The sequence below is a fragment of the Streptomyces sp. SID5469 genome (assembly GCF_009862865.1).
Classification (GTDB): Bacteria; Actinomycetota; Actinomycetes; order Streptomycetales; family Streptomycetaceae; genus Streptomyces; species Streptomyces avermitilis.
The window spans coordinates 5,880,769-5,901,642 of the sequence record NZ_WWIN01000001.1; the positions used below are offsets into that span (position 1 = coordinate 5,880,769).

At 69.7% G+C, this 20,874-nt stretch carries 15 protein-coding genes; 14 read left to right on the forward strand and 1 reads right to left on the reverse strand.

The genetic code is table 11. From position 1 onward, the window contains the following. The first annotated feature begins 9 nt into the window (after positions 1 to 9). The 14 genes from GTY58_RS25290 (at position 10) to recQ (ending at position 17,963) form a co-directional block, all read left to right on the forward strand. Complete coding sequence (locus GTY58_RS25290; protein ID WP_006382209.1) at positions 10 to 564, forward strand: NADH-quinone oxidoreductase subunit B; 555 nt, start codon at positions 10 to 12, stop codon at positions 562 to 564. Continuing rightward, positions 561 to 1,307: an NADH-quinone oxidoreductase subunit C gene (locus GTY58_RS25295; protein WP_010986260.1), complete on the forward strand. Its 747-nt coding sequence runs from the start codon at positions 561 to 563 to the stop codon at positions 1,305 to 1,307. The genes GTY58_RS25290 and GTY58_RS25295 overlap by 4 nt, the downstream gene beginning before the upstream one ends. Further along, positions 1,304 to 2,635 (forward strand): NADH-quinone oxidoreductase subunit D, encoded by a 1,332-nt coding sequence (locus GTY58_RS25300; RefSeq protein WP_010986261.1) that lies wholly within the window; start codon positions 1,304 to 1,306, stop codon positions 2,633 to 2,635. The genes GTY58_RS25295 and GTY58_RS25300 overlap by 4 nt, the downstream gene beginning before the upstream one ends. Continuing rightward, positions 2,632 to 3,495 (forward strand): NADH-quinone oxidoreductase subunit NuoE, encoded by an 864-nt coding sequence (gene nuoE, locus GTY58_RS25305; protein ID WP_010986262.1) that lies wholly within the window; start codon positions 2,632 to 2,634, stop codon positions 3,493 to 3,495. The genes GTY58_RS25300 and nuoE overlap by 4 nt, the downstream gene beginning before the upstream one ends. Next, on the forward strand, positions 3,492 to 4,841 hold the full coding sequence (gene nuoF, locus GTY58_RS25310) for an NADH-quinone oxidoreductase subunit NuoF (protein WP_010986263.1): 1,350 nt from the start codon (positions 3,492 to 3,494) through the stop codon (positions 4,839 to 4,841). Before nuoE ends, nuoF begins: the two co-directional genes overlap by 4 nt. Beyond that, complete coding sequence (locus tag GTY58_RS25315) at positions 4,838 to 7,342, forward strand: NADH-quinone oxidoreductase subunit G (protein ID WP_010986264.1); 2,505 nt, start codon at positions 4,838 to 4,840, stop codon at positions 7,340 to 7,342. Before nuoF ends, GTY58_RS25315 begins: the two co-directional genes overlap by 4 nt. Further along, positions 7,339 to 8,703: an NADH-quinone oxidoreductase subunit NuoH gene (nuoH, locus tag GTY58_RS25320; protein ID WP_010986265.1), complete on the forward strand. Its 1,365-nt coding sequence runs from the start codon at positions 7,339 to 7,341 to the stop codon at positions 8,701 to 8,703. Before GTY58_RS25315 ends, nuoH begins: the two co-directional genes overlap by 4 nt. Further along, a complete protein-coding gene (gene nuoI, locus GTY58_RS25325; protein ID WP_010986266.1) occupies positions 8,696 to 9,298 on the forward strand; it encodes an NADH-quinone oxidoreductase subunit NuoI in 603 nt (200 codons plus the stop codon). Before nuoH ends, nuoI begins: the two co-directional genes overlap by 8 nt. Beyond that, the gene (locus GTY58_RS25330; RefSeq protein WP_010986267.1) at positions 9,295 to 10,137 is read left to right on the forward strand and encodes an NADH-quinone oxidoreductase subunit J; all 843 of its coding nucleotides are present in this window, start codon (positions 9,295 to 9,297) and stop codon (positions 10,135 to 10,137) included. Before nuoI ends, GTY58_RS25330 begins: the two co-directional genes overlap by 4 nt. Continuing rightward, positions 10,134 to 10,433 carry an NADH-quinone oxidoreductase subunit NuoK gene (nuoK, locus tag GTY58_RS25335; RefSeq protein ID WP_006133113.1) on the forward strand — a complete coding sequence of 100 codons (300 nt, stop codon included), beginning with the start codon at positions 10,134 to 10,136 and terminating at the stop codon, positions 10,431 to 10,433. The genes GTY58_RS25330 and nuoK overlap by 4 nt, the downstream gene beginning before the upstream one ends. Before the next feature lie 13 nt (positions 10,434 to 10,446). After that, positions 10,447 to 12,351 carry an NADH-quinone oxidoreductase subunit L gene (gene nuoL / locus GTY58_RS25340; RefSeq protein ID WP_010986268.1) on the forward strand — a complete coding sequence of 635 codons (1,905 nt, stop codon included), beginning with the start codon at positions 10,447 to 10,449 and terminating at the stop codon, positions 12,349 to 12,351. 5 nt (positions 12,352 to 12,356) lie between these two features. Further along, a complete protein-coding gene (locus GTY58_RS25345) occupies positions 12,357 to 13,955 on the forward strand; it encodes an NADH-quinone oxidoreductase subunit M (RefSeq protein WP_010986269.1) in 1,599 nt (532 codons plus the stop codon). Next, on the forward strand, positions 13,952 to 15,580 hold the full coding sequence (gene nuoN / locus GTY58_RS25350) for an NADH-quinone oxidoreductase subunit NuoN (protein ID WP_010986270.1): 1,629 nt from the start codon (positions 13,952 to 13,954) through the stop codon (positions 15,578 to 15,580). The genes GTY58_RS25345 and nuoN overlap by 4 nt, the downstream gene beginning before the upstream one ends. 379 nt (positions 15,581 to 15,959) lie before the next feature. Further along, positions 15,960 to 17,963: a DNA helicase RecQ gene (gene recQ / locus GTY58_RS25355; RefSeq protein WP_037647946.1), complete on the forward strand. Its 2,004-nt coding sequence runs from the start codon at positions 15,960 to 15,962 to the stop codon at positions 17,961 to 17,963. 78 nt (positions 17,964 to 18,041) lie between these two features. Here the strand turns inward: recQ and GTY58_RS25360 are convergent, their stop codons facing one another. Further along, entirely contained in the window at positions 18,042 to 20,855 is a 2,814-nt protein-coding gene (locus GTY58_RS25360) for a fumarate reductase/succinate dehydrogenase flavoprotein subunit (protein ID WP_242432183.1), read from the reverse strand. Positions 20,856 to 20,874 lie beyond the last annotated feature (19 nt).

Consider the following 20,874-nt stretch of genomic DNA (forward strand, 5'->3'; position numbering starts at 1 on the left):
TTTAACGACATGGGACTCGAAGAAAAGCTGCCGAGCGGATTCCTGCTGACGACCGTCGAGCAGGCCGCGGGCTGGGTGCGCAAGGCGTCCGTCTTCCCCGCCACCTTCGGCCTGGCGTGCTGCGCCATCGAGATGATGACCACCGGCGCCGGCCGCTACGACCTCGCGCGCTTCGGCATGGAGGTCTTCCGCGGCTCACCGCGCCAGGCGGATCTGATGATCGTGGCCGGCCGGGTCAGCCAGAAGATGGCGCCGGTGCTCAGGCAGGTCTATGACCAGATGCCCAACCCCAAGTGGGTGATCTCCATGGGGGTCTGCGCGTCATCGGGCGGAATGTTCAACAACTACGCGATCGTCCAGGGCGTCGACCACATCGTGCCGGTCGACATCTATCTGCCCGGCTGCCCGCCGCGGCCCGAGATGCTCATCGACGCGATCCTCAAGCTCCATCAGAAGATCCAGAGCTCCAAGCTCGGCGTGAACGCCGAGGAGGCGGCCCGCGAGGCGGAGGAAGCGGCGCTCAAGGCGCTCCCGACGATCGAGATGAAGGGGCTGCTGCGGTGAGCGACGCCAACGCCAACGGCAACGGGGTCAACCCCGAGAAGGACCTCGGCGCCTCCAACCTCCCCGGCCAGCGTGGCGAGGGGGGCGAGGAGATCCGCCTCCAGCGCGGCATGTTCGGCGCCAACAACGGCGGCGACACCTCCGGCTACGGCGGCCTGGTCCGCTCCATCCGGCTCCCCGGCCCGGCCGCCCGCCCCTACGGCGGCTGGTTCGACGAGGTCGCCGACGAGCTGGAGGGCGCCCTGGAAGAACAGGGACTCGTCCCCGGGAACGCCATCGAGAAGACGGTCGTCGACCGCGACGAGCTGACGTTCCACATCGAACGCGAGTACCTGCTCCGCGTCGCCCAGACCCTGCGCGACGACCCGGCCCTCCGCTTCGAACTGTGTACGGGCGTGAGCGCAGTGCACTACCTGGAGGACAAGGGCCGCGAGCTGCACGCCGTCTACCACCTGCGCTCGATCACCCACAACAGGTTGATCCGCCTCGAAGTCAGCGCCCCCGACGCCGACCCGCACATCCCGTCGCTCGTCTCCGTCTATCCGACGAACGACTGGCACGAGCGGGAGACGTACGACTTCTTCGGCCTGATCTTCGACGGTCACCCGGCGCTGACGCGGATCATGATGCCGGACGACTGGCAGGGCTTCCCGCAGCGCAAGGACTACCCCCTCGGCGGCATCCCCGTCGAGTACAAGGGCGCCCAGATCCCGGCTCCGGACCAGCGGAGGTCGTACTCGTGAGCACTTCCCACGCATCCGCCGCTTCGGCGCGCGAGACCACGGAAGGGACCGTCTACACGGTCACCGGCGGCGACTGGGACGAGGTCGTCCAGTCCGCCGCCAAGTCCGACGACGAGCGCATCGTCGTCAACATGGGTCCGCAGCACCCGTCCACCCACGGGGTGCTCCGCCTCATCCTGGAGATCGACGGCGAGACGGTCACCGAGGCCCGCTGCGGCATCGGTTACCTGCACACCGGCATCGAGAAGAACCTCGAGTACCGGACGTGGACCCAGGGCACCACGTTCGTGACGCGCATGGACTACCTGACGCCGTTCTTCAACGAGACCGCGTACTGCCTCGCCGTCGAGAAACTCCTCGGCATCGAGAACGAGATCCCGGACCGCGCCTCGATCATCCGGGTGCTCCTGATGGAGCTGAACCGGATGTCCTCGCACCTGGTGTGCATCGCCACCGGCGGCATGGAACTCGGCGCCACCACGATCATGATCTACGGCTTCCGTGATCGTGAACTCATTCTCGACATCTACGAGCTGATCACCGGCCTGCGGATGAACCACGCGTACATCCGTCCCGGCGGACTCGCCCAGGACCTGCCGCCGGGCGCGGTGGACCAGATCCGCGAGTTCGTGAAGAAGATGAAGAAGAACCTCCCCGAGTACGACAAGCTCGCCACCGGGAACCCCATCTTCAAGGCCCGTATGCAGGACGTCGGCTATCTCGACCTGGCGGGCTGTATGGCCCTCGGGGCCACGGGCCCGATCCTCCGCTCCGCCGGCCTCCCGCACGACCTGCGCAAGTCGCAGCCCTACTGCGGCTACGAGACGTACGACTTCGACGTCCCGACCGCCGACACCTGCGACTCCTACGGGCGCTTCCTGATCCGCCTGGAGGAGATGCGCCAGTCCCTGCGGATCGTCGAGCAGTGCCTGGACCGGCTCGCTCCCGGACCGGTCATGGTCGCCGACAAGAAGATCGCCTGGCCCGCCCAGCTCGCCCTGGGACCTGACGGGCTCGGCAACTCCCTCGATCACATCAAGAAGATCATGGGCACCTCCATGGAGGCCCTGATCCACCACTTCAAGCTGGTGACCGAGGGCTTCCGCGTCCCGCCGGGACAGACGTACTCGGCGGTCGAGTCACCCAAGGGCGAACTAGGGGTGCACGCCGTGTCCGACGGCGGCACCCGCCCCTACCGGGTCCACTTCCGCGACCCGTCCTTCACCAACCTGCAGGCCATGGCGGCGATGTGCGAGGGCGGCCAGGTCGCCGACGTCATCGTCGCCGTCGCGTCCATCGACCCCGTGATGGGAGGCGTCGACCGGTGACCACCAGTTCCTCGGAGCAGGGCGTCAGCCTGGGCATGCCCCGACTGCCCGCGCCCGACTACCCGGACGACGTTCGAGCCCGGCTGGAGCGGGACGGGCGCGAGATCATCGCCCGCTACCCGGACTCCCGCTCGGCGCTCCTGCCGTTGCTGCACCTCGTGCAGGCGGAGGAGGGCCATGTCACGCGCACCGGCATGCAGTTCTGCGCCGACATCCTCGGCCTGACCACGGCGGAGGTCACCGCGGTCGCCACCTTCTACACCATGTACCGGCGGCGGCCGTCCGGTGACTACCAGGTGGGCGTCTGCACCAACACCCTGTGCGCGGTGATGGGCGGCGACGCGATCTTCTCCGCCCTCCAGGACCACCTGGGCGTCGGCAACGGAGAGACCACCGACGACGGCAAGGTCACCCTGGAGCACATCGAGTGCAACGCGGCCTGCGACTTCGCTCCGGTCGTGATGGTCAACTGGGAGTTCTTCGACAACCAGACCGTGGCCAGCGCCAAGCGGCTCGTCGACGACCTGCGCGCGGGAGCGCCGGTCGAGCCCACGCGCGGTGCCCCCTTGTGCACGTTCAAGGACACCGCCCGCATCCTGGCCGGCTTCCCCGACGAGCGGGACGGGGCCGTCGAGGCGAGCGGCAGCGCGGGACCCGCCTCGCTGACCGGCCTGCGCCTGGCCAAGGGAGAGAGCGCCCCCGCGCGCGTGGTCCACCCGAGGGGCTCCGGTGCCCCCCAGGACGAGCCGCCGCACGAACCGTCTCCGGCCGAGCACCTGAGCTCGCACGACGCGCCGCAGGACACGTCGGACTCCGACCCGTCCCACCCGGCGGGTCCTGTTGCCGAGGAGGGGGAGTGATGACCTTGGCACCCGAGATCAACGAGACCAGTCCCGAGAAGCTGCTCGCACCCGTGCTGTCCGCCTTCTGGGACGAGGAGAAGTCCTGGACGCTGGACGTCTACCGAAGGCACGAGGGGTACGAGGGCCTGCGCAAGGCGCTCGCCATGTCGCCGGACGACCTCATCGCGTACGTCAAGGACTCCGGTCTGCGCGGCCGCGGCGGTGCCGGATTCCCCACGGGAATGAAATGGCAGTTCATTCCTCAGGGCGATGGAAAGCCGCACTATCTAGTTGTCAACGCCGACGAATCGGAACCGGGAACCTGTAAGGACATCCCGCTCCTCTTCGCGAACCCGCATAGCCTCATCGAGGGCATGGTGATCGCGTGCTATGCCATCCGGTCGTCGCATGCCTTCATCTATCTGCGCGGTGAAGTGGTCCCCGTGTTGCGGCGGTTGCACGAGGCCGTACGAGAGGCCTACGCGGCGGGCTACCTCGGCAAGAACATCCTGGGCAGTGGCCTCGACCTCGAAATCACCGTGCACGCGGGCGCGGGCGCGTACATCTGCGGTGAGGAGACCGCACTGCTCGACTCGCTCGAAGGCCGCCGTGGTCAACCGCGGCTCCGTCCCCCCTTTCCTGCTGTCGCGGGCCTCTATGCGTGCCCGACTGTTGTAAATAACGTCGAGTCGATCGCGTCAGTTCCCGCAATTCTGCACAAGGGCAAGGAATGGTTCAGGTCGATGGGCAGCGAGAAGTCCCCGGGCTTCACGCTCTACTCGCTCAGCGGCCACGTCGCCAGCCCCGGCCAGTACGAGGCCCCGCTCGGCATCACACTCCGCCAACTCCTCGACATGAGCGGCGGGATGCGGCCGGGCCACCGGCTGAAGTTCTGGACGCCGGGCGGCTCCTCGACGCCGATGTTCACCGACGAGCACCTCGACGTGCCCCTTGACTACGAGGGCGTGGGCGCGGCCGGTTCCATGCTCGGCACCAAGGCGCTCCAGTGCTTCGACGAGACCACCTGCGTCGTCCGGGCGGTCACCCGCTGGACCGAGTTCTACGCCCACGAGTCCTGCGGCAAGTGCACGCCGTGCCGTGAAGGGACGTACTGGCTCGTGCAGTTGCTGCGCGACATCGAGGCCGGCAAGGGCGTCATGACCGACCTCGACAAGCTGAACGACATCGCCGACAACATCAACGGCAAGTCCTTCTGCGCCCTCGGCGACGGCGCCGCCTCGCCGATCTTCTCCTCGCTCAAGTACTTCCGTGAGGAGTACGAGCAGCACATCACGGGCCGCGGCTGCCCCTTTGACCCGGCCAGGTCGACGGCCTGGGCCGACCGCACGGAGGTGAACGCATGACTGTGACCACCAGCGCTCCCTCCGGAGGGGGAGAGGCGGCGCTCCCGCCGGAAGATCTCGTCTCGCTGACGATCGACGGCGCCGAGATCAGCGTGCCCAAGGGCACCCTGGTCATCCGGGCCGCCGAGCAGCTCGGCATCGAGATCCCCCGCTTCTGCGACCACCCGCTCCTCGACCCGGCCGGCGCCTGTCGCCAGTGCATCGTCGAGGTCGAGGGCCAGCGCAAGCCCATGGCGTCCTGCACGATCACGTGTACGGACGGAATGGTGGTGAAGACTCACCTCACTTCCCCGGCCGCCGAAAAGGCCCAGCACGGCGTGATGGAGCTGCTGCTCATCAACCACCCGCTGGACTGCCCGGTCTGCGACAAGGGCGGTGAGTGCCCACTGCAGAACCAGGCGATGTCGCACGGCAACTCCGAGTCCCGCTTCGAGGGAAAGAAGCGGACGTACGAGAAGCCCGTCGCGATCTCCACCCAGGTGCTGCTCGACCGCGAACGGTGTGTGTTGTGCGCCCGGTGCACACGGTTCAGCAACCAGATCGCGGGCGACCCGATGATCGAGCTGCTCGAGCGGGGCGCGCTCCAGCAGGTCGGCATCGGCGACGGCGACCCCTTCGAGTCGTACTTCTCCGGGAACACCATCCAGATCTGCCCCGTGGGCGCGCTGACCTCGGCGGCGTACCGCTTCCGCTCACGCCCGTTCGACCTCGTCTCGTCGCACTCGGTGTGCGAGCACTGCTCCGGCGGCTGTGCGACCCGCACCGACCACCGGCGCGGCAAGGTCATGCGGCGCCTGGCATCCCCCGATCCCGAGGTCAACGAGGAGTGGCTCTGCGACAAGGGGCGCTTCGGGTTCCGGTACGCGCAGCAGCGGGACCGGCTCGAGACGCCTCTCGTACGGGGTGAATCCGGTGAACTGGAACCCGCGTCCTGGCCCGAGGCGCTGGAGGCCGCCGCGCAGGGACTGCTGGCCGCTCGGGGTCGCGCGGGCGTTCTGACCGGCGGCCGCCTGACCGTCGAGGACGCCTACGCGTACAGCAAGTTCGCGCGCGTGGCGCTCGACACGAACGACATCGACTTCCGCGCGCGCGTGCACAGCAGCGAGGAGGCCGACTTCCTGGCCGCCCGGATCGCCGGACGCGGCCGCGACCTCGACGGTACGGGCATCACGTACACCTCGCTGGAGAAGGCGCCCGCCGTCCTGCTCGTCGGCTTCGAGTCCGAGGAGGAGGCGCCCGGCGTCTTCCTGCGGCTGCGCAAGGCCTGGCAGAAACACGGGCAGCGGACCTTCTCGCTCGCCACCCACGCCACCCGGGGCCTGGCGAAGGCCGGCGGCACGCTGCTGCCCGCCGCACCCGGTACCGAGCCCGAGTGGCTGGACGCCCTGGCGAGCGGGGCCGGCCTGGAGGGCGACGGCGCGAAGGCCGCCGAGGCGCTGCGCACCGGGGGCGCGGTGATCGTCGTCGGTGAGCGACTGGCCGGCGTGGCGGGCGGGCTCACCGCCGCCGTACGGGCGGCGTCCGCGACCGGCGCCGAACTGGTGTGGATCCCCCGCCGGGCCGGGGAGCGCGGCGCCATCGAGGTGGGCGCGCTGCCGTCGCTGCTGCCGGGCGGCCGTCCGGCCACCGACCCGCGCGCGCGGGACGAGGTCGCGGCGGCCTGGGGAGTCTCCGGACTCCCGCACCGCTACGGCCGCGACACCGGCCAGATCGTCGAGGCCGCCGCCGGCGGCGAACTGCGGGCCCTGGTGGTGGCGGGCGTCGAGGTCGCGGATCTGCCCGACCCGGCACGCGCGCGTGCCGCTCTTTCCGAAGTCGGCTTCCTGGTGTCGCTCGAACTGCGGCCCAGCGAGGTCACCGGACTCGCGGACGTCGTGCTGCCGGTCGCCGCGGTGGCCGAGAAGGCGGGCGCCTTCCTCAACTGGGAGGGCCGGGCCCGCTTCTTCGAGGCCGCGCTCAAGCCCGACCACATGACCCGCAGGCTGGCGCCCACCGACGCGCGGGTCCTGCAGATGCTGGCCGACGCCATGGACGTACACCTGGGGCTGCCCGATCTGCGCACCGCGCGCTCGGAGATCGACCGCCTCGGCGCCTGGGACGGGCTGCGGGCGACGGACCCCCGCGAGGGTTCCGCGCAGCTGCCGCGTCCGGCCGCCGGGGAGGCCGTGCTGGCGGGCCACCGGCTGCTGCTCGACCAGGGCCGTCTCCAGGAGGGCGACGACGCACTCGCCGGGACCCGGCACGCCGCACGCGCGCGTGTGTCGGCCGCCACGGCCGCCGAGGCGGGCGTCAAGGACGGCGACCTGCTCGCCGTCACCGGTCCCGCCGGGACGGTCGAACTCCCGCTGCAGATCACCGAGATGCCCGACCGCGTGGTCTGGCTCCCGCTGAACTCCGCCGGGCAAGGCGTGGCCTCCGACACCGGGGCCCTGCCCGGCGCACTCGTCCGCATCGGTGCGGCGACACTCGCCGCCGAGGCTCCCAAGGAGGTGCAGGCATGACTCCGTACCTCGCCGCCGAAGACCTGTCGATGTTCGGCCGCGACCCCTGGTGGCTGGTCGTCGTCAAAGCCGTCTTCTGCTTCGCCTTCCTGATGATCACCGTGCTGTTCTCCATCGTGTGGGAGCGCAAGGTCGTCGCCTGGATGCAGCTGCGCATCGGCCCCAACCGGCACGGCCCCTGGGGCATGCTCCAGTCGCTCGCCGATGGCATCAAGCTGATGCTCAAGGAAGATCTCATCGTCAAGCGCGCCGACAAGGTGGTGTACGTCCTCGCGCCGATCGTCGCGGCCATCCCGGCCTTCATGGCGATCGCCGTGATCCCCTTCGGGCCGGCCGACAACGAGATCTCGATCTTCGGCCACCGTACGGCGATGCAGCTCACCGACCTGCCGATCGCGATGCTCTACATCCTCGCGGTCGCGTCGGTCGGCATCTACGGGATCGTGCTCGCGGGTTGGAGTTCCGGATCCACGTACCCGCTGCTGGGCGGCCTGCGCTCCTGCGCGCAGATGATCTCCTACGAGATCGCCATGGGCGCCGCGTTCGCCTCGGTGTTCCTCTACTCCGGGTCGATGTCGACCTCGACGATCGTCGAGCAGCAGCACGACCGCTGGTACATCGTCCTGCTGCCGGTCTCGTTCGTGATCTACATCGTGACGATGGTCGGCGAGACCAACCGCGCCCCCTTCGACATGCCGGAGTCCGAGGGGGACCTGGTCGGCGGCTTCAACACCGAGTACTCGTCCATCAAGTTCGCGATGTTCATGCTCGCCGAGTACGTGAACATGGTGACGGTCTCGGCCGTGTCGACGACGCTCTTCCTGGGCGGCTGGCGGGCTCCCTGGCCGATCAGCACCTTCTGGGAGGGCGCCAACCACGGCTGGTGGCCGATGCTCTGGTTCGTGGTGAAGGTGCAGCTGCTGCTGTTCTTCTTCATCTGGCTGCGCGGCACTCTGCCCCGCGTCCGCTACGACCAGCTGATGAAGCTCGGCTGGAAGGTCCTCATCCCGGTCTCCGTGGTCTGGCTGATGCTCGTCGCGACCGTGCGGACCCTGCGGAACGAGAACTACGACTTCGCCGACATCGCGCTGTACGTCGGCGGCGGCGTCCTCGTCCTCCTGCTGCTGTCCTTCGTCGCCGACATGTTCCGCGAGAAGTCGAAGGAGGCCGCCGCGCCCGCCGAGGAGCCCGCCGCCTTCGACCCGATGGCGGGCGGCTTCCCCGTACCGCCGCTGCCGGGACAGACGCTCCCGCCGGTGCCGCGACGCCGCCCGCGCCGCGATCGCGAGTTGATTGTCAGTGGCGGGCCGGATACTGCGAGTGACGGACCTGCGAACGGAAAGGAGGCGTCCGATGGCTGAGGAACCCAAGGAGACCGGTCCCGGTTTCCAGAACCCCGTCGCCGGCTTCGGCGTGACCTTCAAGGCCATGTTCAAGAAGCGGCTGACCGAGCAGTACCCGGAGCAGCAGAAGACCACCGCCCCGCGGTTCCACGGCAGGCATCAGCTCAACCGCCATCCGGACGGCCTGGAGAAGTGCGTCGGCTGCGAGCTGTGCGCCTGGGCGTGTCCCGCCGACGCCATCTATGTGGAGGGCGCCGACAACACGGACGAGGAGCGCTACTCGCCGGGCGAGCGGTACGGGCGGGTCTACCAGATCAACTACGCCCGCTGCATCCTGTGCGGCCTGTGCATCGAGGCATGCCCCACGCGCGCGCTGACGATGACGAACGAGTTCGAGCTGGCCGACTCCAGCCGCGCCAACCTCATCTACACCAAGGAGCAGCTGCTCGCCGGACTGGACGACAACATGGTCGACAGCCCGCACGCCATCTACCCCGGGATGGACGAGCAGGACTACTACCGGGGTCTGGTCACGGAGGCCGCCCCCGGCACCGAGCGCCAGGTCGCCGTCTCCAAGGGCGAGAAGCCTCAGGACGAGGGGGTGGAGGCATGAGCGCGCAGCTCGCCGCCTACTCCACCTCCACCGGTGAGGCCTTCCAGTTCTGGATCCTCGGCACCGTCGCCGTGATCGGCGCCCTGTGCACCGTCCTCATGAAGAAGGCCGTGCACAGCGCCCTCTGCCTCGCCGGCACCATGATCATCCTGGCGGTGTTCTACCTCGCCAACGGCGCCTACTTCCTGGGCGTCGTGCAGATCGTCGTCTACACCGGCGCGATCATGATGCTGTTCCTGTTCGTGGTGATGCTCGTCGGCGTCACCGCGGCGGACTCGCTGAAGGAGACCATCAAGGGCCAGCGCTGGCTGGCCCTGGTGTGCGGGCTCGGTTTCGGCACCCTGCTGTTCGCGGGCATCGGCAACGCGTCCATCAAGGAGTTCGACGGCCTCGGCACGGCCAATGCGAACGGCAACGTGGAGGGCCTCGCCGCCCTCATCTTCACCAAGTACGTGTTCGCCTTCGAAATCACCGGCGCCCTGCTCATCACGGCCGCCGTCGGCGCCATGGTGCTCACCCACCGCGAGCGCACCGAGCGGGCCAAGACCCAGCGCGAGCTGTCCGAGCAGCGCGTACGCGAGGGCAAGCACCTGCCGCCGCTGCCGGCCCCCGGCGTCTACGCCCGGCACAACGCGGTGGACATCGCGGGCCTCCTCCCGGACGGCACCCCGTCCGAGCTGACCGTCAACAAGACGCTGCGGGAGCGCGGCCAGATCCGTGACGTGTCCACCGAGGCGCTGAACGACCTGAAGGCTCTGGAGCGCCGGGCCGAGGAGCGCCTGGAGCGGACCGACGTCGAGCCGGTGAGCCCGAAGCGGACCGAGGAGGCGTCGAAGTGAACCCCGTCAACTACCTGTATCTCGCCGCCCTGTTGTTCACGATCGGCGCCACCGGCGTACTGATCAGACGGAACGCGATCGTGGTGTTCATGTGTGTCGAGCTGATGCTCAACGCCTGCAATCTCGCGTTCGTCGCCTTCTCCCGGCTGCACGGCAATCTCGACGGCCAGATCATCGCCTTCTTCACGATGGTCGTCGCCGCCGCGGAGGTCGTGGTCGGGCTCGCGATCATCGTGTCGCTGTTCCGTTCCCGCCACTCGGCCTCGGTCGACGACGCCAGCCTGATGAAGCTGTAAGGGGCGCTGGACCGTGACTAACCCTGAGAACCTGATCGCGCTGCTGGTGGCGGCGCCTCTGCTCGGAGCGGCCGTACTGCTGTGCGGTGGCCGGCGGCTCGATGCCGTCGGCCACTGGATCGGCACGGTCCTCGCGGCGGCCTCCTTCGTGATCGGCGTGGTGCTCTTCGCCGACATGCTGGGCAAGGGCGCCGAGGAGCGGACCTTCACGCAGCACCTGTTCAGCTGGATCCCGGTCGCCGGCTTCAAGGCCGACGTCGGCTTCCAGCTCGACCAGCTGTCGATGACGTTCGTCCTGCTGATCACCGGCGTCGGCTCACTCATCCACCTGTACTCGGTCGGGTACATGGAGCACGACGAGCGCCGCCGCCGGTTCTTCGGCTATCTGAACCTGTTCCTCGCGGCGATGCTGCTGCTCGTCCTCGCCGACAACTACCTGCTGTTGTACGTCGGCTGGGAGGGCGTCGGCCTCGCCTCCTACCTGCTGATCGGCTTCTGGCAGCACAAGCCCAGCGCCGCCACCGCCGCGAAGAAGGCCTTCCTGGTCAACCGCGTCGGCGACATGGGCCTGTCGATCGCGATCATGCTGATGTTCACGACGTTCGGGACGTTCGCGTTCGGACCCGTCTTCACCCACGTGGGTGACACCGGCGAGGGCAAGCTCACCGCCATCGGCCTGATGCTGTTGCTCGCGGCCTGCGGCAAGTCCGCCCAGGTGCCGTTGCAGTCGTGGCTCGGGGACGCGATGGAGGGCCCGACCCCGGTCTCGGCCCTCATCCACGCCGCGACCATGGTGACCGCCGGTGTGTATCTGATCGTCCGCTCCGGCGCGATCTTCAACGCGGCGCCCGACGCACAGCTCGTCGTCACCGTCGTCGGTGCGGTGACGCTCCTGTTCGGTGCGATCGTCGGTTGCGCGAAGGACGACATCAAGAAGGCGCTCGCCGGGTCGACCATGTCGCAGATCGGCTACATGGTGCTGGCGGCGGGTCTCGGCCCGATCGGCTACGTCTTCGCGATCATGCACCTGGTGACGCACGGCTTCTTCAAGGCCGGGCTCTTCCTCGGCGCCGGTTCGGTCATGCACGGCATGAACGACGAGGTGGACATGAGGAAGTACGGCGGCCTCAGGAAGTACATGCCGATCACGTTCATCACCTTCGGCCTCGGCTACCTCGCCATCATCGGCTTCCCGGGTCTGTCCGGCTTCTTCTCCAAGGACAAGATCATCGAGGCGGCCTTCGCCAAGGGCGGCACCGAGGGCTGGATCCTCGGCGGCGCGGCCCTGCTCGGCGCGGCCATCACCGCGTACTACATGACGCGCGTGATGCTGATGACCTTCTTCGGGGAGAAGCGCTGGCAGCCCGATGCGGAGGGCCATGAGCCGCATCCGCACGAGTCGCCGAGTTCCATGACGATCCCGATGATCGTGCTGGCCTTCGGATCGGTCTTCGCCGGCGGGTTCTTCAGCATCGGCGACCGTTTCCTGCACTGGCTGGAGCCGGTCACCGGGCACTCGGAGGGCAACTCGCCCGTCAGCGCCCTCTCGGTCACGGTGGCCACCATGGTGTTGCTCGTCGTCGGCGCCGGAATCGCGTACGCCCAGTACGGGCGTCGCCCCGTCCCGGTGCTCGCCCCGCGCGGCTCCCTGCTCACCAGGGCCGCCCGGCGCGATCTGCTCCAGGACGACTTCAACCACGTCGTGCTCGTCCGCGGCGGGGAGCACCTCACGCGCTCCCTGGTGTACGTCGACCACACCCTGGTCGACGGCGTCGTCAACGGCACGGCGGCCTCGGTCGGCGGGCTCTCCGGACGGCTCCGCAAGCTCCAGAACGGCTATGCGCGGTCGTACGCGGTCTCGATGTTCGGCGGTGTGGCGGTCCTCATCGCCTTGACCCTGCTGATGAGGGCGGTCTGATACCGATGTCCTTTCCTCTGCTGACAGCGACGGCGGTGCTCCCGGCCCTCGGGGCGCTCGCCACGGCCGCCGTGCCGGCCGCGCGACGCACCGCCGCCAAGTGGCTGGCGCTGGCCGTCTCACTGGCCACGCTGGTGCTCGCCGCGGTGGTCCTGGTCCGCTTCGAGCCGGGCGGCGCCCGCTACCAGCTCACCGAATCCCACCCCTGGATCAAGGACTTCGGGGTGCGGTACGAGCTGGGCGTGGACGGCATCGGGGTGGCGCTGGTCGCGCTGACCGCGCTGCTGATCCCGTTCATCATTCTGGCGGGGTGGCACGACGCCGATCCGTTGGAGACCCGGTCCTCACGCTGGCGGCCGACCCAGGGCTTCTTCGCTCTGATCCTGGCCGTCGAGGCGATGGTGATCCTCTCCTTCGAGGCCACCGACGTCTTCCTCTTCTACATCTTCTTCGAAGCCATGCTGATCCCGATGTACTTCCTCATCGGAGGCTTCGGGGACCGCGCCCACGGCGCGTATCAATCCGCCGTCACCGCGGCGCAGCGCGACGAGGCGGCGGCGACGCAACGCTCGTACGCCGCCGTGAAGTTCCTCCTCTACAACCTGGTCGGCGGCCTGATCATGCTGGCCGCGGTGATCGGCCTCTACGTGGTGGCCGGGAACTTCTCGCTCCAGGAGATCGTGCAGGCGCGGGCCAACGGCTCGCTGCACATGGCGACCAGCACCGAGCGGTGGCTGTTCCTCGGGTTCTTCTTCGCCTTCGCGGTGAAGGCGCCGCTGTGGCCGCTGCACACCTGGCTGCCCAACGCCATGGGGGAATCCACCGCCCCGGTCGCCGTACTGATCACGGCGGTCGTCGACAAGGTGGGCACGTTCGCGATGCTCCGCTTCTGTCTCGGGCTGTTCCCGGAGGCGTCGAAGTGGGCGACGCCCGTCATCCTCGTGCTCGCACTGATCAGCATCGTCTACGGGGCGCTGCTCGCGGTCGGTCAGCGGGACATCAAGCGGCTGGTGGCGTACGCGTCGATCTCGCACTTCGGATTCATCGTCCTGGGCATCTTCGCGATGACCAGCCAGGGCCAGTCCGGCGCGACGCTCTACATGGTCAACCACGGGATCTCGACGGCCGCCCTGATGCTGGTCGCCGGCTTCCTGATCTCCCGGCGCGGATCGCGGCTCATCGCCGACTACGGGGGCGTGCAGAAGGTCGCGCCGGTGCTCGCCGGCACGTTCCTGATCGGGGGCCTGGCCACCCTGTCGCTCCCCGGCCTCGCGCCGTTCGTGAGTGAATTCCTGGTCCTGGTCGGCACGTTCACGCGCTACCCGGCGGTCGGGATCATCGCCACCTTCGGCATCGTCCTGGCCGCGCTCTACACCCTCGTCCTCTACCAGCGCACGATGACGGGCCCGGTGAAGGCGGAGGTCGCCGAGATGCCGGACCTCAGGGCGCGGGAACTCCTGGTGGTCGCCCCGCTGATCGCGCTGCTGATCTTCCTGGGCGTCTACCCGAAGCCGGTCACCGACATCGTCAACCCAGCGGTCCAGCAGACCATGTCCGACGTACACGAGAAGGACCCCAAGCCCGAGGTGGAGGCGGCCAAGTGAGCGCATCAGCCGTCCACAGCCTGTGGACAACGGCGGCCGATCCGATTTCCAAGATCGACGCACCCAAGATCGAATACGGGCAATTGTCGCCCACCCTGATCGTCATCGGGGCGGCTCTCGTCGGAGTGCTGGTCGAGGCGTTCGTCCCGCGCAAGTCCCGCTACTACGCCCAGGTGTTCGTGTCCGTCGTCGCGCTCGCCGCCGCCTTCGCGGCCGTGGTGGCGCTCGCGGCGGGCGGATACGGCACCACGAAGGCGCACATCGCGGCCATGGGCGCGATCGCCGTCGACGGACCGGCCCTGTTCCTCCAGGGCACGATCCTGCTCGCCGGACTGCTCGGCGTGTTCACCTTCGCCGAACGGCGCCTCGACCCGGAGGTACACGGCAACCGGGTCGACTCCTTCGCCGCGCAGGCCGCGTCCGTGCCGGGCAGCGACAGCGAGAAAGCGGCGGTCAAGGCAGGGTTCACCACCACCGAGGTGTTCCCGCTGCTCCTCTTCGCCGTCGGCGGCATGCTGATCTTCCCGTCGGCCAACGACCTGCTGACGCTCTTCGTGGCCCTGGAAGTCTTCTCGCTGCCCCTGTACCTGCTGTGCGCCGTGGCCCGCCGCAAGCGGCTCATGTCGCAGGAGGCCGCCGTCAAGTACTTCCTGCTCGGCGCCTTCGCCTCCGCGTTCACCCTCTTCGGCATCGCGCTCCTGTACGGATACGCGGGCTCGATGTCGTACGCGACGATCGCGCAGGTCGTCGACGGCACCGTGCAGAACGTCGACCCGGCGCTCGCCGGCACCATGGGCAACGACGCGCTGCTGCTCGTCGGCGCCGCGATGCTGGTGATGGGGCTGCTGTTCAAGGTGGGCGCGGTGCCGTTCCACATGTGGACGCCGGACGTGTACCAGGGCGCGCCGACCCCGGTCACCGGCTTCATGGCGGCGGCGACCAAGGTGGCGGCGTTCGGCGCGCTGCTGCGGCTCCTGTACGTGGTCCTGCCGGGCCTGCGCTGGGACTGGCGGCCGGTCATGTGGGCCGTCGCGATCGTCACCATGCTCGGCGGTGCGATCGTCGCGATCACCCAGACCGACATCAAACGGCTGCTCGCGTACTCGTCGATCGCGCACGCGGGCTTCATCCTCGCGGGTGTCATCGCGACGACCCCGGACGGTGTCTCGTCCGTCCTCTTCTACCTGGGCGCCTACTCGTTCGTGACGATCGGGGCCTTCGCGGTGGTCACACTCGTCCGGGACGCGGGCGGCGAGGCCACCCACCTGTCCAAGTGGGCGGGGCTCGGGCGCAGGTCGCCGCTGGTGGCGGCCGTGTTCGCGGTCTTCCTGCTGGCCTTCGCGGGCATTCCGCTGACCTCCGGGTTCGCCGGAAAGTTCGCCGTGTTCAAGGCGGCGGCGGAGGGCGGCGCGGCCCCGCTCGTCGTGGTCGGTGTGATCTCGTCGGCGATCGCCGCGTTCTTCTACATCCGGGTGATCGTGCTGATGTTCTTCAGCGAGCCGCGTCCGGAGGGGCCGACGGTGGCCGTGCCGTCGCCGCTGACGACGACGGTGATCGGGGTGGGCGTGGTGGTCACGCTGGTGCTGGGGGTCGCACCGCAGTACTTCCTGGATCTGGCCGGTTAGTCGGGGGTCTTCGTCCGCTGACGTTCGGTTGAGCTTCGGGACCCGGTCTCCTGCGGAGCCGCCTCCCGACGCATGTCCGGGAGGCCGGTGGTCAGGAGGCCGGTGGTCAGGAGGCGGGTGGTCAGGAGGCCGGGCGCTCGGAGGCAGCCGACGGGCCGGGTCGGCGCCCGGCCGGGATACGTACGGGCGCCGACCGGCTGAGCGGCGCCGGGTACGCGGCGGAGCCGGCGACGGGAGCCGGGCACGCAGGGGAGCCGGCGACCGGAGCCGGGCACGCAGGAGAGCCGGTCGGTCGCAGCCTGTGGATAACTCCGACGGTGTCGGCGCGGAGCCCTATGGTGGCTGTCGTGGGCGAAGCACGACGGACGGGGGACAGGCGATGGGCGGGACGGGTGTGGTGACCGGAATGAGCACGGCGGAGGCACTGGACGAGAGCGAGGCGCTGACCACGCTTCACCGCGTCTTCGGGTACGAGGCCTTCCGCGGTGAGCAGGAAGCGGTCATCGAGCACGTGGTGGCCGGCGGCGACGCGGTCGTCCTCATGCCGACCGGCGGCGGCAAGTCGCTGTGCTACCAGATCCCGGCCCTGGTCAGACCCGGTACGGGGGTGGTCGTCTCGCCCCTCATCGCGCTGATGCAGGACCAGGTGGACGCGCTGCGGGCGCTGGGCGTGCGCGCCGGGTTCATCAACTCGACGCAGGACTTCGACGAGCGGCGCACGATGGAGGCCGCGTTCCTGGCCGGGGAGCTGGACCTGCTCTACCTGGCTCCGGAGCGCCTGCGGCTGGAAGGGACCCTCGATCTGCTCTCACGCGGCAAGATCTCGGTCTTCGCCATCGACGAGGCGCACTGTGTGTCGCAGTGGGGTCACGACTTCCGCCCCGACTATCTGGCGCTGTCGCTGCTGGGCGAGCGGTGGCCGGACGTGCCGCGGCTCGCGCTCACGGCGACGGCCACGCACGCGACGCACCAGGAGATCACCCAGCGCCTGGGCATGCCGACCGCCCGGCACTTCGTGGCGAGCTTCGACCGCCCCAACATCCAGTACCGGATCGTGCCCAAGGCCGACCCCAAGAAGCAGCTGCTGTCCTTCCTGAGCGACGAGCACGCGGGCGACGCGGGCATCGTCTACTGCCTCTCGCGGAACTCGGTGGAGAAGACGGCCGAGTTCCTCTCCCGCAACGGTATCGAGGCGGTGCCGTACCACGCGGGCCTGGACGCGGGCACCCGTGCGGCCCACCAGTCCCGCTTCCTGCGTGAGGAAGGCCTCGTCGTGGTCGCGACGATCGCCTTCGGCATGGGCATCGACAAGCCGGACGTGCGGTTCGTCGCCCACCTCGACCTGCCGAAGTCCGTCGAGGGCTACTACCAGGAGACAGGCCGTGCGGGCCGCGACGGACTGCCGTCCACGGCCTGGATGGCCTACGGGCTGAACGACGTCATACAACAGCGGAAGCTGATCCAGGGCGGCGAGGGCGACGAGGCGTTCCGGCGCCGGGCCGCCGCCCACCTGGACGCGATGCTGGGGCTGTGCGAGACGGCACAGTGCCGCCGCGGCCAGCTGCTCGCCTACTTCGGCCAGGACCCGCAGTCCGGCGGCTGCGGCAACTGCGACACATGCCTCGTGCCGCCCGACACCTGGGACGGCACGATCGCGGCGCAGAAGGTGCTGTCCACGGTGTGGCGCCTGGAGCGGGAGCGACGCCAGAAGTTCGGTGCGGTGCAGATCATCGACATCCTGCTGGGGCGGCGCACGGCGAAGGTGATCCAGTTCGACCACGACCAGCTGTCCGTGTTCGGCATCGGCGAGGAGCTGACCGAAGGAGAATGGCGCGGAGTCGTACGGCAGATACTGGCGCAGGGGCTGCTCGCGGTCGAGGGCGAGTACGGGACGCTGGTGCTGACGGAGGCGAGCGGGACGGTGCTGCGGCGCGAGCGGGAGGTGCCGCTGCGCAAGGATCCGCCGAAGCCGACGGCATCCCGGTCCTCGGCGGGCTCCGGCGCGGGCTCCGCCAAGGGCGAGCGCAAGCCGAAGGCGGCCGTGGCCGAGCTCTCGCCGGAACTTCAGCCGGCCTTCGAGGCCCTGCGCGCCTGGCGCGCCGAGCAGGCGCGCGAGCAGGGCGTCCCGGCGTACGTCATCTTCCACGACGCCACGCTCCGGGAGATCGTCACGGCGTGGCCGTCCTCGGTGGCGGAGCTGGGCACCATCAGCGGGGTGGGCGAGAAGAAGCTGGCGACGTACGGGGAGGGCGTGCTGGGGGCACTCGCCGCGCTGGGCGGGACACCCGGTGATGACACCCAGAAGTCCCCGACGGCCGAAGCCGAGCCGGCTCCGGACTGGCCCGAGATGGACGAGGAACCGGAGCCGGAGGAGTGGATGTAGTGCGGGGGACAGCCCCTGATCAGCCCGCGTCAGCAACCCTGCGGGTCAGTACACCTGGCACGGTGGACCGGCCGTCCGTCACAGGGCGCGTGACGCGTACGCCCTGACGTCCGCGTCGGAGTCGGTGGTGGCGGTGGCGAGGGCCGCGCGGGCGTCGGGGGAGCCGGGTCCCTCGGATTCCGCGTGGCGGACCAACGCCAGTACCGCCGCCTTGCGGACGTCGGCGTTCGGGTCGGCGAGCGACTTGGACAGGGCGGGCACGGCAGCGTCGGCGGCCGCCGCGGACAGTGCGGTGGCGGCGCCGGAGCGGACCTGCCAGGCGGCGTCGGACCGGGCGGCGACGGCCCGGGCGGTCAGCAGCGGCGGGCACCCGGTGGCGGCCAGCGCCTCGAAGGCGGCGGCGCGGACGAGTGCGTCGGTGTCTCCCGTGAGCCGGTCGAGGGCGGCCAGGACACCGTCGTCGGTGGAGTCCGCTGCGGTGGGGCCGGCGGGGTGCTTCGAGCCCAGGGTGGCCAGGGCTTTGGCGACGGCGACGCGGACCTCCCGGGAGGGGTCGGCCGCGGCGAGGAGCAGCGCCCGGTCCGCGTCGACGGAGACCAGTGCCCGTACCGCTTCGATGCGGACCGCGGCCTCGGTGTCGGCCAGCGCGGCGGCGAAGAGGCCGGTGTCTCCCATCCGCAGGGCTCGCAGCACGTCGAGGGCGGCGGCACGGACGACGGGATCGTCGTGGGTGACGGCGCGGGTGAGGGGTTCGCCCAGGGCCGGTTCGGGGGTGAGGGTCTCGACGAGTTCACGGAGGGAGGCCGCGGCGGTGGTGCGTACGGCGGGGTGGAGGTCGGCGAGCGCGGTGGCGAGCGCCGGGCCCGTGCCGGGCGGCACGGTTTCGGTGAGGATCGTGACGGCCGTTCGGCGGACGGCGGGTTCGGGGTCCGCCAAGTACGGTGCGACGGTCGCGAGGTCGGCGTCTTCCTCCGCGAGGGCGAGGAGTTCGAGCAGCCGGGGCGAGGTGACCTCGCTCGCGCCACTCTCGTCCTCGCCGGTGATCCCCGTGGTCCCTGTGGTCCCCGTGATCCCGGGGGTGTCCGTTATCCCGGTCGTGAGGGGCTCCGGCGGTGAGGCCATCGGTGCCGTCTCCCGGGCCCCCGCCGTGGCCACTCCCTCCGGGTGCACCTCGCCCAGATGGCGCGAGGCGCCCCCGGTCGGGGTGAATTCGTCGACCGGGACCAGGTACGGGGCCACGGGTCGGGCCGTGAACTCCATGGAGCCGGAGGGGGACTTGTGCAGGTCGAGGTGGTGGAACCAGGACGCGTCGTCGCGGGCCGGGTGGTCCGTGCGGTCGTGGTACAGGCCCCAGCGGGACTCCGTGCGGGCGAGAGAGGCGCGGGCCGCCATTTCCGCGCAGTCGCGGATGAAGGTGACTTCGGCGCAGCGCATCAGTTCGTGCGGGGTGCGGGCGCCCATCGCGGCGATGTCCGCGCGCATCCGCTCGAAGGACTCCAGGGCCAGGGACAGGCGGGCGCCGGACTTGGGCGGGGCCACGTAGTCGTTCACGAAGCGGCGGAGTTTGTACTCGACCTGGGGCTGCGGCGGGCCGTCCGGGTGGCGCAGTGGGCGGTAGATCAGCTCGTGGGCCTCGTGGAGTTGGCCGGCGGGCAGCTCGCCCTCGTACGCCCGGAACCGGGACGCGTCCGCGCCCGCCAGGTCGCCGAAGACGAATGCGCCGATCATGTAGTTGTGCGGGACGCAGGCCAGGTCGCCGGCGGCGTACAGGCGCGGCACGGTCGTGCGGGCGTGCTCGTCGACACGTACGCCGGAGGCCGAGTGGCCGCCGCACAGGCCGATTTCGGAGATGTGCATCTCGATGTCGTGGGTGCGGTAGTCGTGTCCCCGGCCGGAGTGGAAGGTGCCGCGCGTGGGGCGTTCCGTGGTGTGCAGGATCGACTCCAGCGCGGTGATCGACTCCTCCGGGAGGTGGCTCAGCTTGAGGTAGACCGGTCCCCGGTCGGAGGCGACCTCGGCCGCGAACTCCGCCATCATCTGGCCCGACCAGTAGTCGGAGTCGACGAAGCGTTCGCCGTGCCGGTTGACCTGGTAGCCGCCGAAGGGGTTGGCGACGTAGGCGCAGGCCGGCCCGTTGTAGTCCTTGATCAGCGGGTTGATCTGGAAGCACTCGATGCCGGTCAGTTCGGCGCCCGCGTGGTACGCCATCGCGTAGCCGTCGCCCGCGTTCGTCGGGTTCTCGTACGTGCCGTACAGATAGCCGGAGGCGGGCAGACCGAGCCGGCCGCAGGCTCCCGTCGCCAGGATCACGGCGCCCGCCCGGACGGAGACGAACTGTCCCGTACGGGTGTTGAAGCCCGCCGCCCCCACGGCGCGCCCCTCGGCCGTCAGTACGCGCACCGGCATCACACGGTTCTCGATGCGGATGCGTTCGCGCATCTCGCGCCGCCGCAGCTGCCGGTACAGGACCTTCTTGACGTCCTTGCCCTCGGGCATCGGCAGGACGTACGAACCGGAGCGGTGGACCTGGCGGACCGCGTACTCGCCGTGTTCGTCCTTCTCGAACTTCACGCCGTACGACTCCAGCCGCTGCACCATCGCGAAGCCGCGGGTGGCGGTCTGGCGGACGGTGGACTGGTCGACGATGCCGTCGTTGGCGCGGGTGATCTCGGCGACGTAGTCGTCGGGTTCGGCGCGGCCGGGGATGACGGCGTTGTTGACGCCGTCCATGCCCATGGCGAGGGCGCCGGAGTGGCGGACGTGCGCCTTCTCCAGCAGGAGGACGTCCGCGCCGTGTTCGGCGGCCGTCAGCGCGGCCATCGTGCCGGCCGTGCCGCCGCCGATGACGAGGACGTCGCAGCTGAGTTCTTCGGCGTCGGTGAGGGCGGGGATCTCCACCGGGGTCCCTTTC

Coding starts and splice junctions, on each gene's coding strand:
- GTY58_RS25290 (WP_006382209.1), top strand. CDS start 10: ATGGGACTCGAAGAAAAGCTGCCGAGCGGATTCCTGCTGACGACCGTC.
- GTY58_RS25315 (WP_010986264.1), top strand. CDS start 4,838: ATGACTGTGACCACCAGCGCTCCCTCCGGAGGGGGAGAGGCGGCGCTC.
- nuoH (WP_010986265.1), top strand. CDS start 7,339: ATGACTCCGTACCTCGCCGCCGAAGACCTGTCGATGTTCGGCCGCGAC.
- nuoI (WP_010986266.1), top strand. CDS start 8,696: ATGGCTGAGGAACCCAAGGAGACCGGTCCCGGTTTCCAGAACCCCGTC.
- GTY58_RS25330 (WP_010986267.1), top strand. CDS start 9,295: ATGAGCGCGCAGCTCGCCGCCTACTCCACCTCCACCGGTGAGGCCTTC.
- GTY58_RS25345 (WP_010986269.1), top strand. CDS start 12,357: ATGTCCTTTCCTCTGCTGACAGCGACGGCGGTGCTCCCGGCCCTCGGG.
- recQ (WP_037647946.1), top strand. CDS start 15,960: ATGGGCGGGACGGGTGTGGTGACCGGAATGAGCACGGCGGAGGCACTG.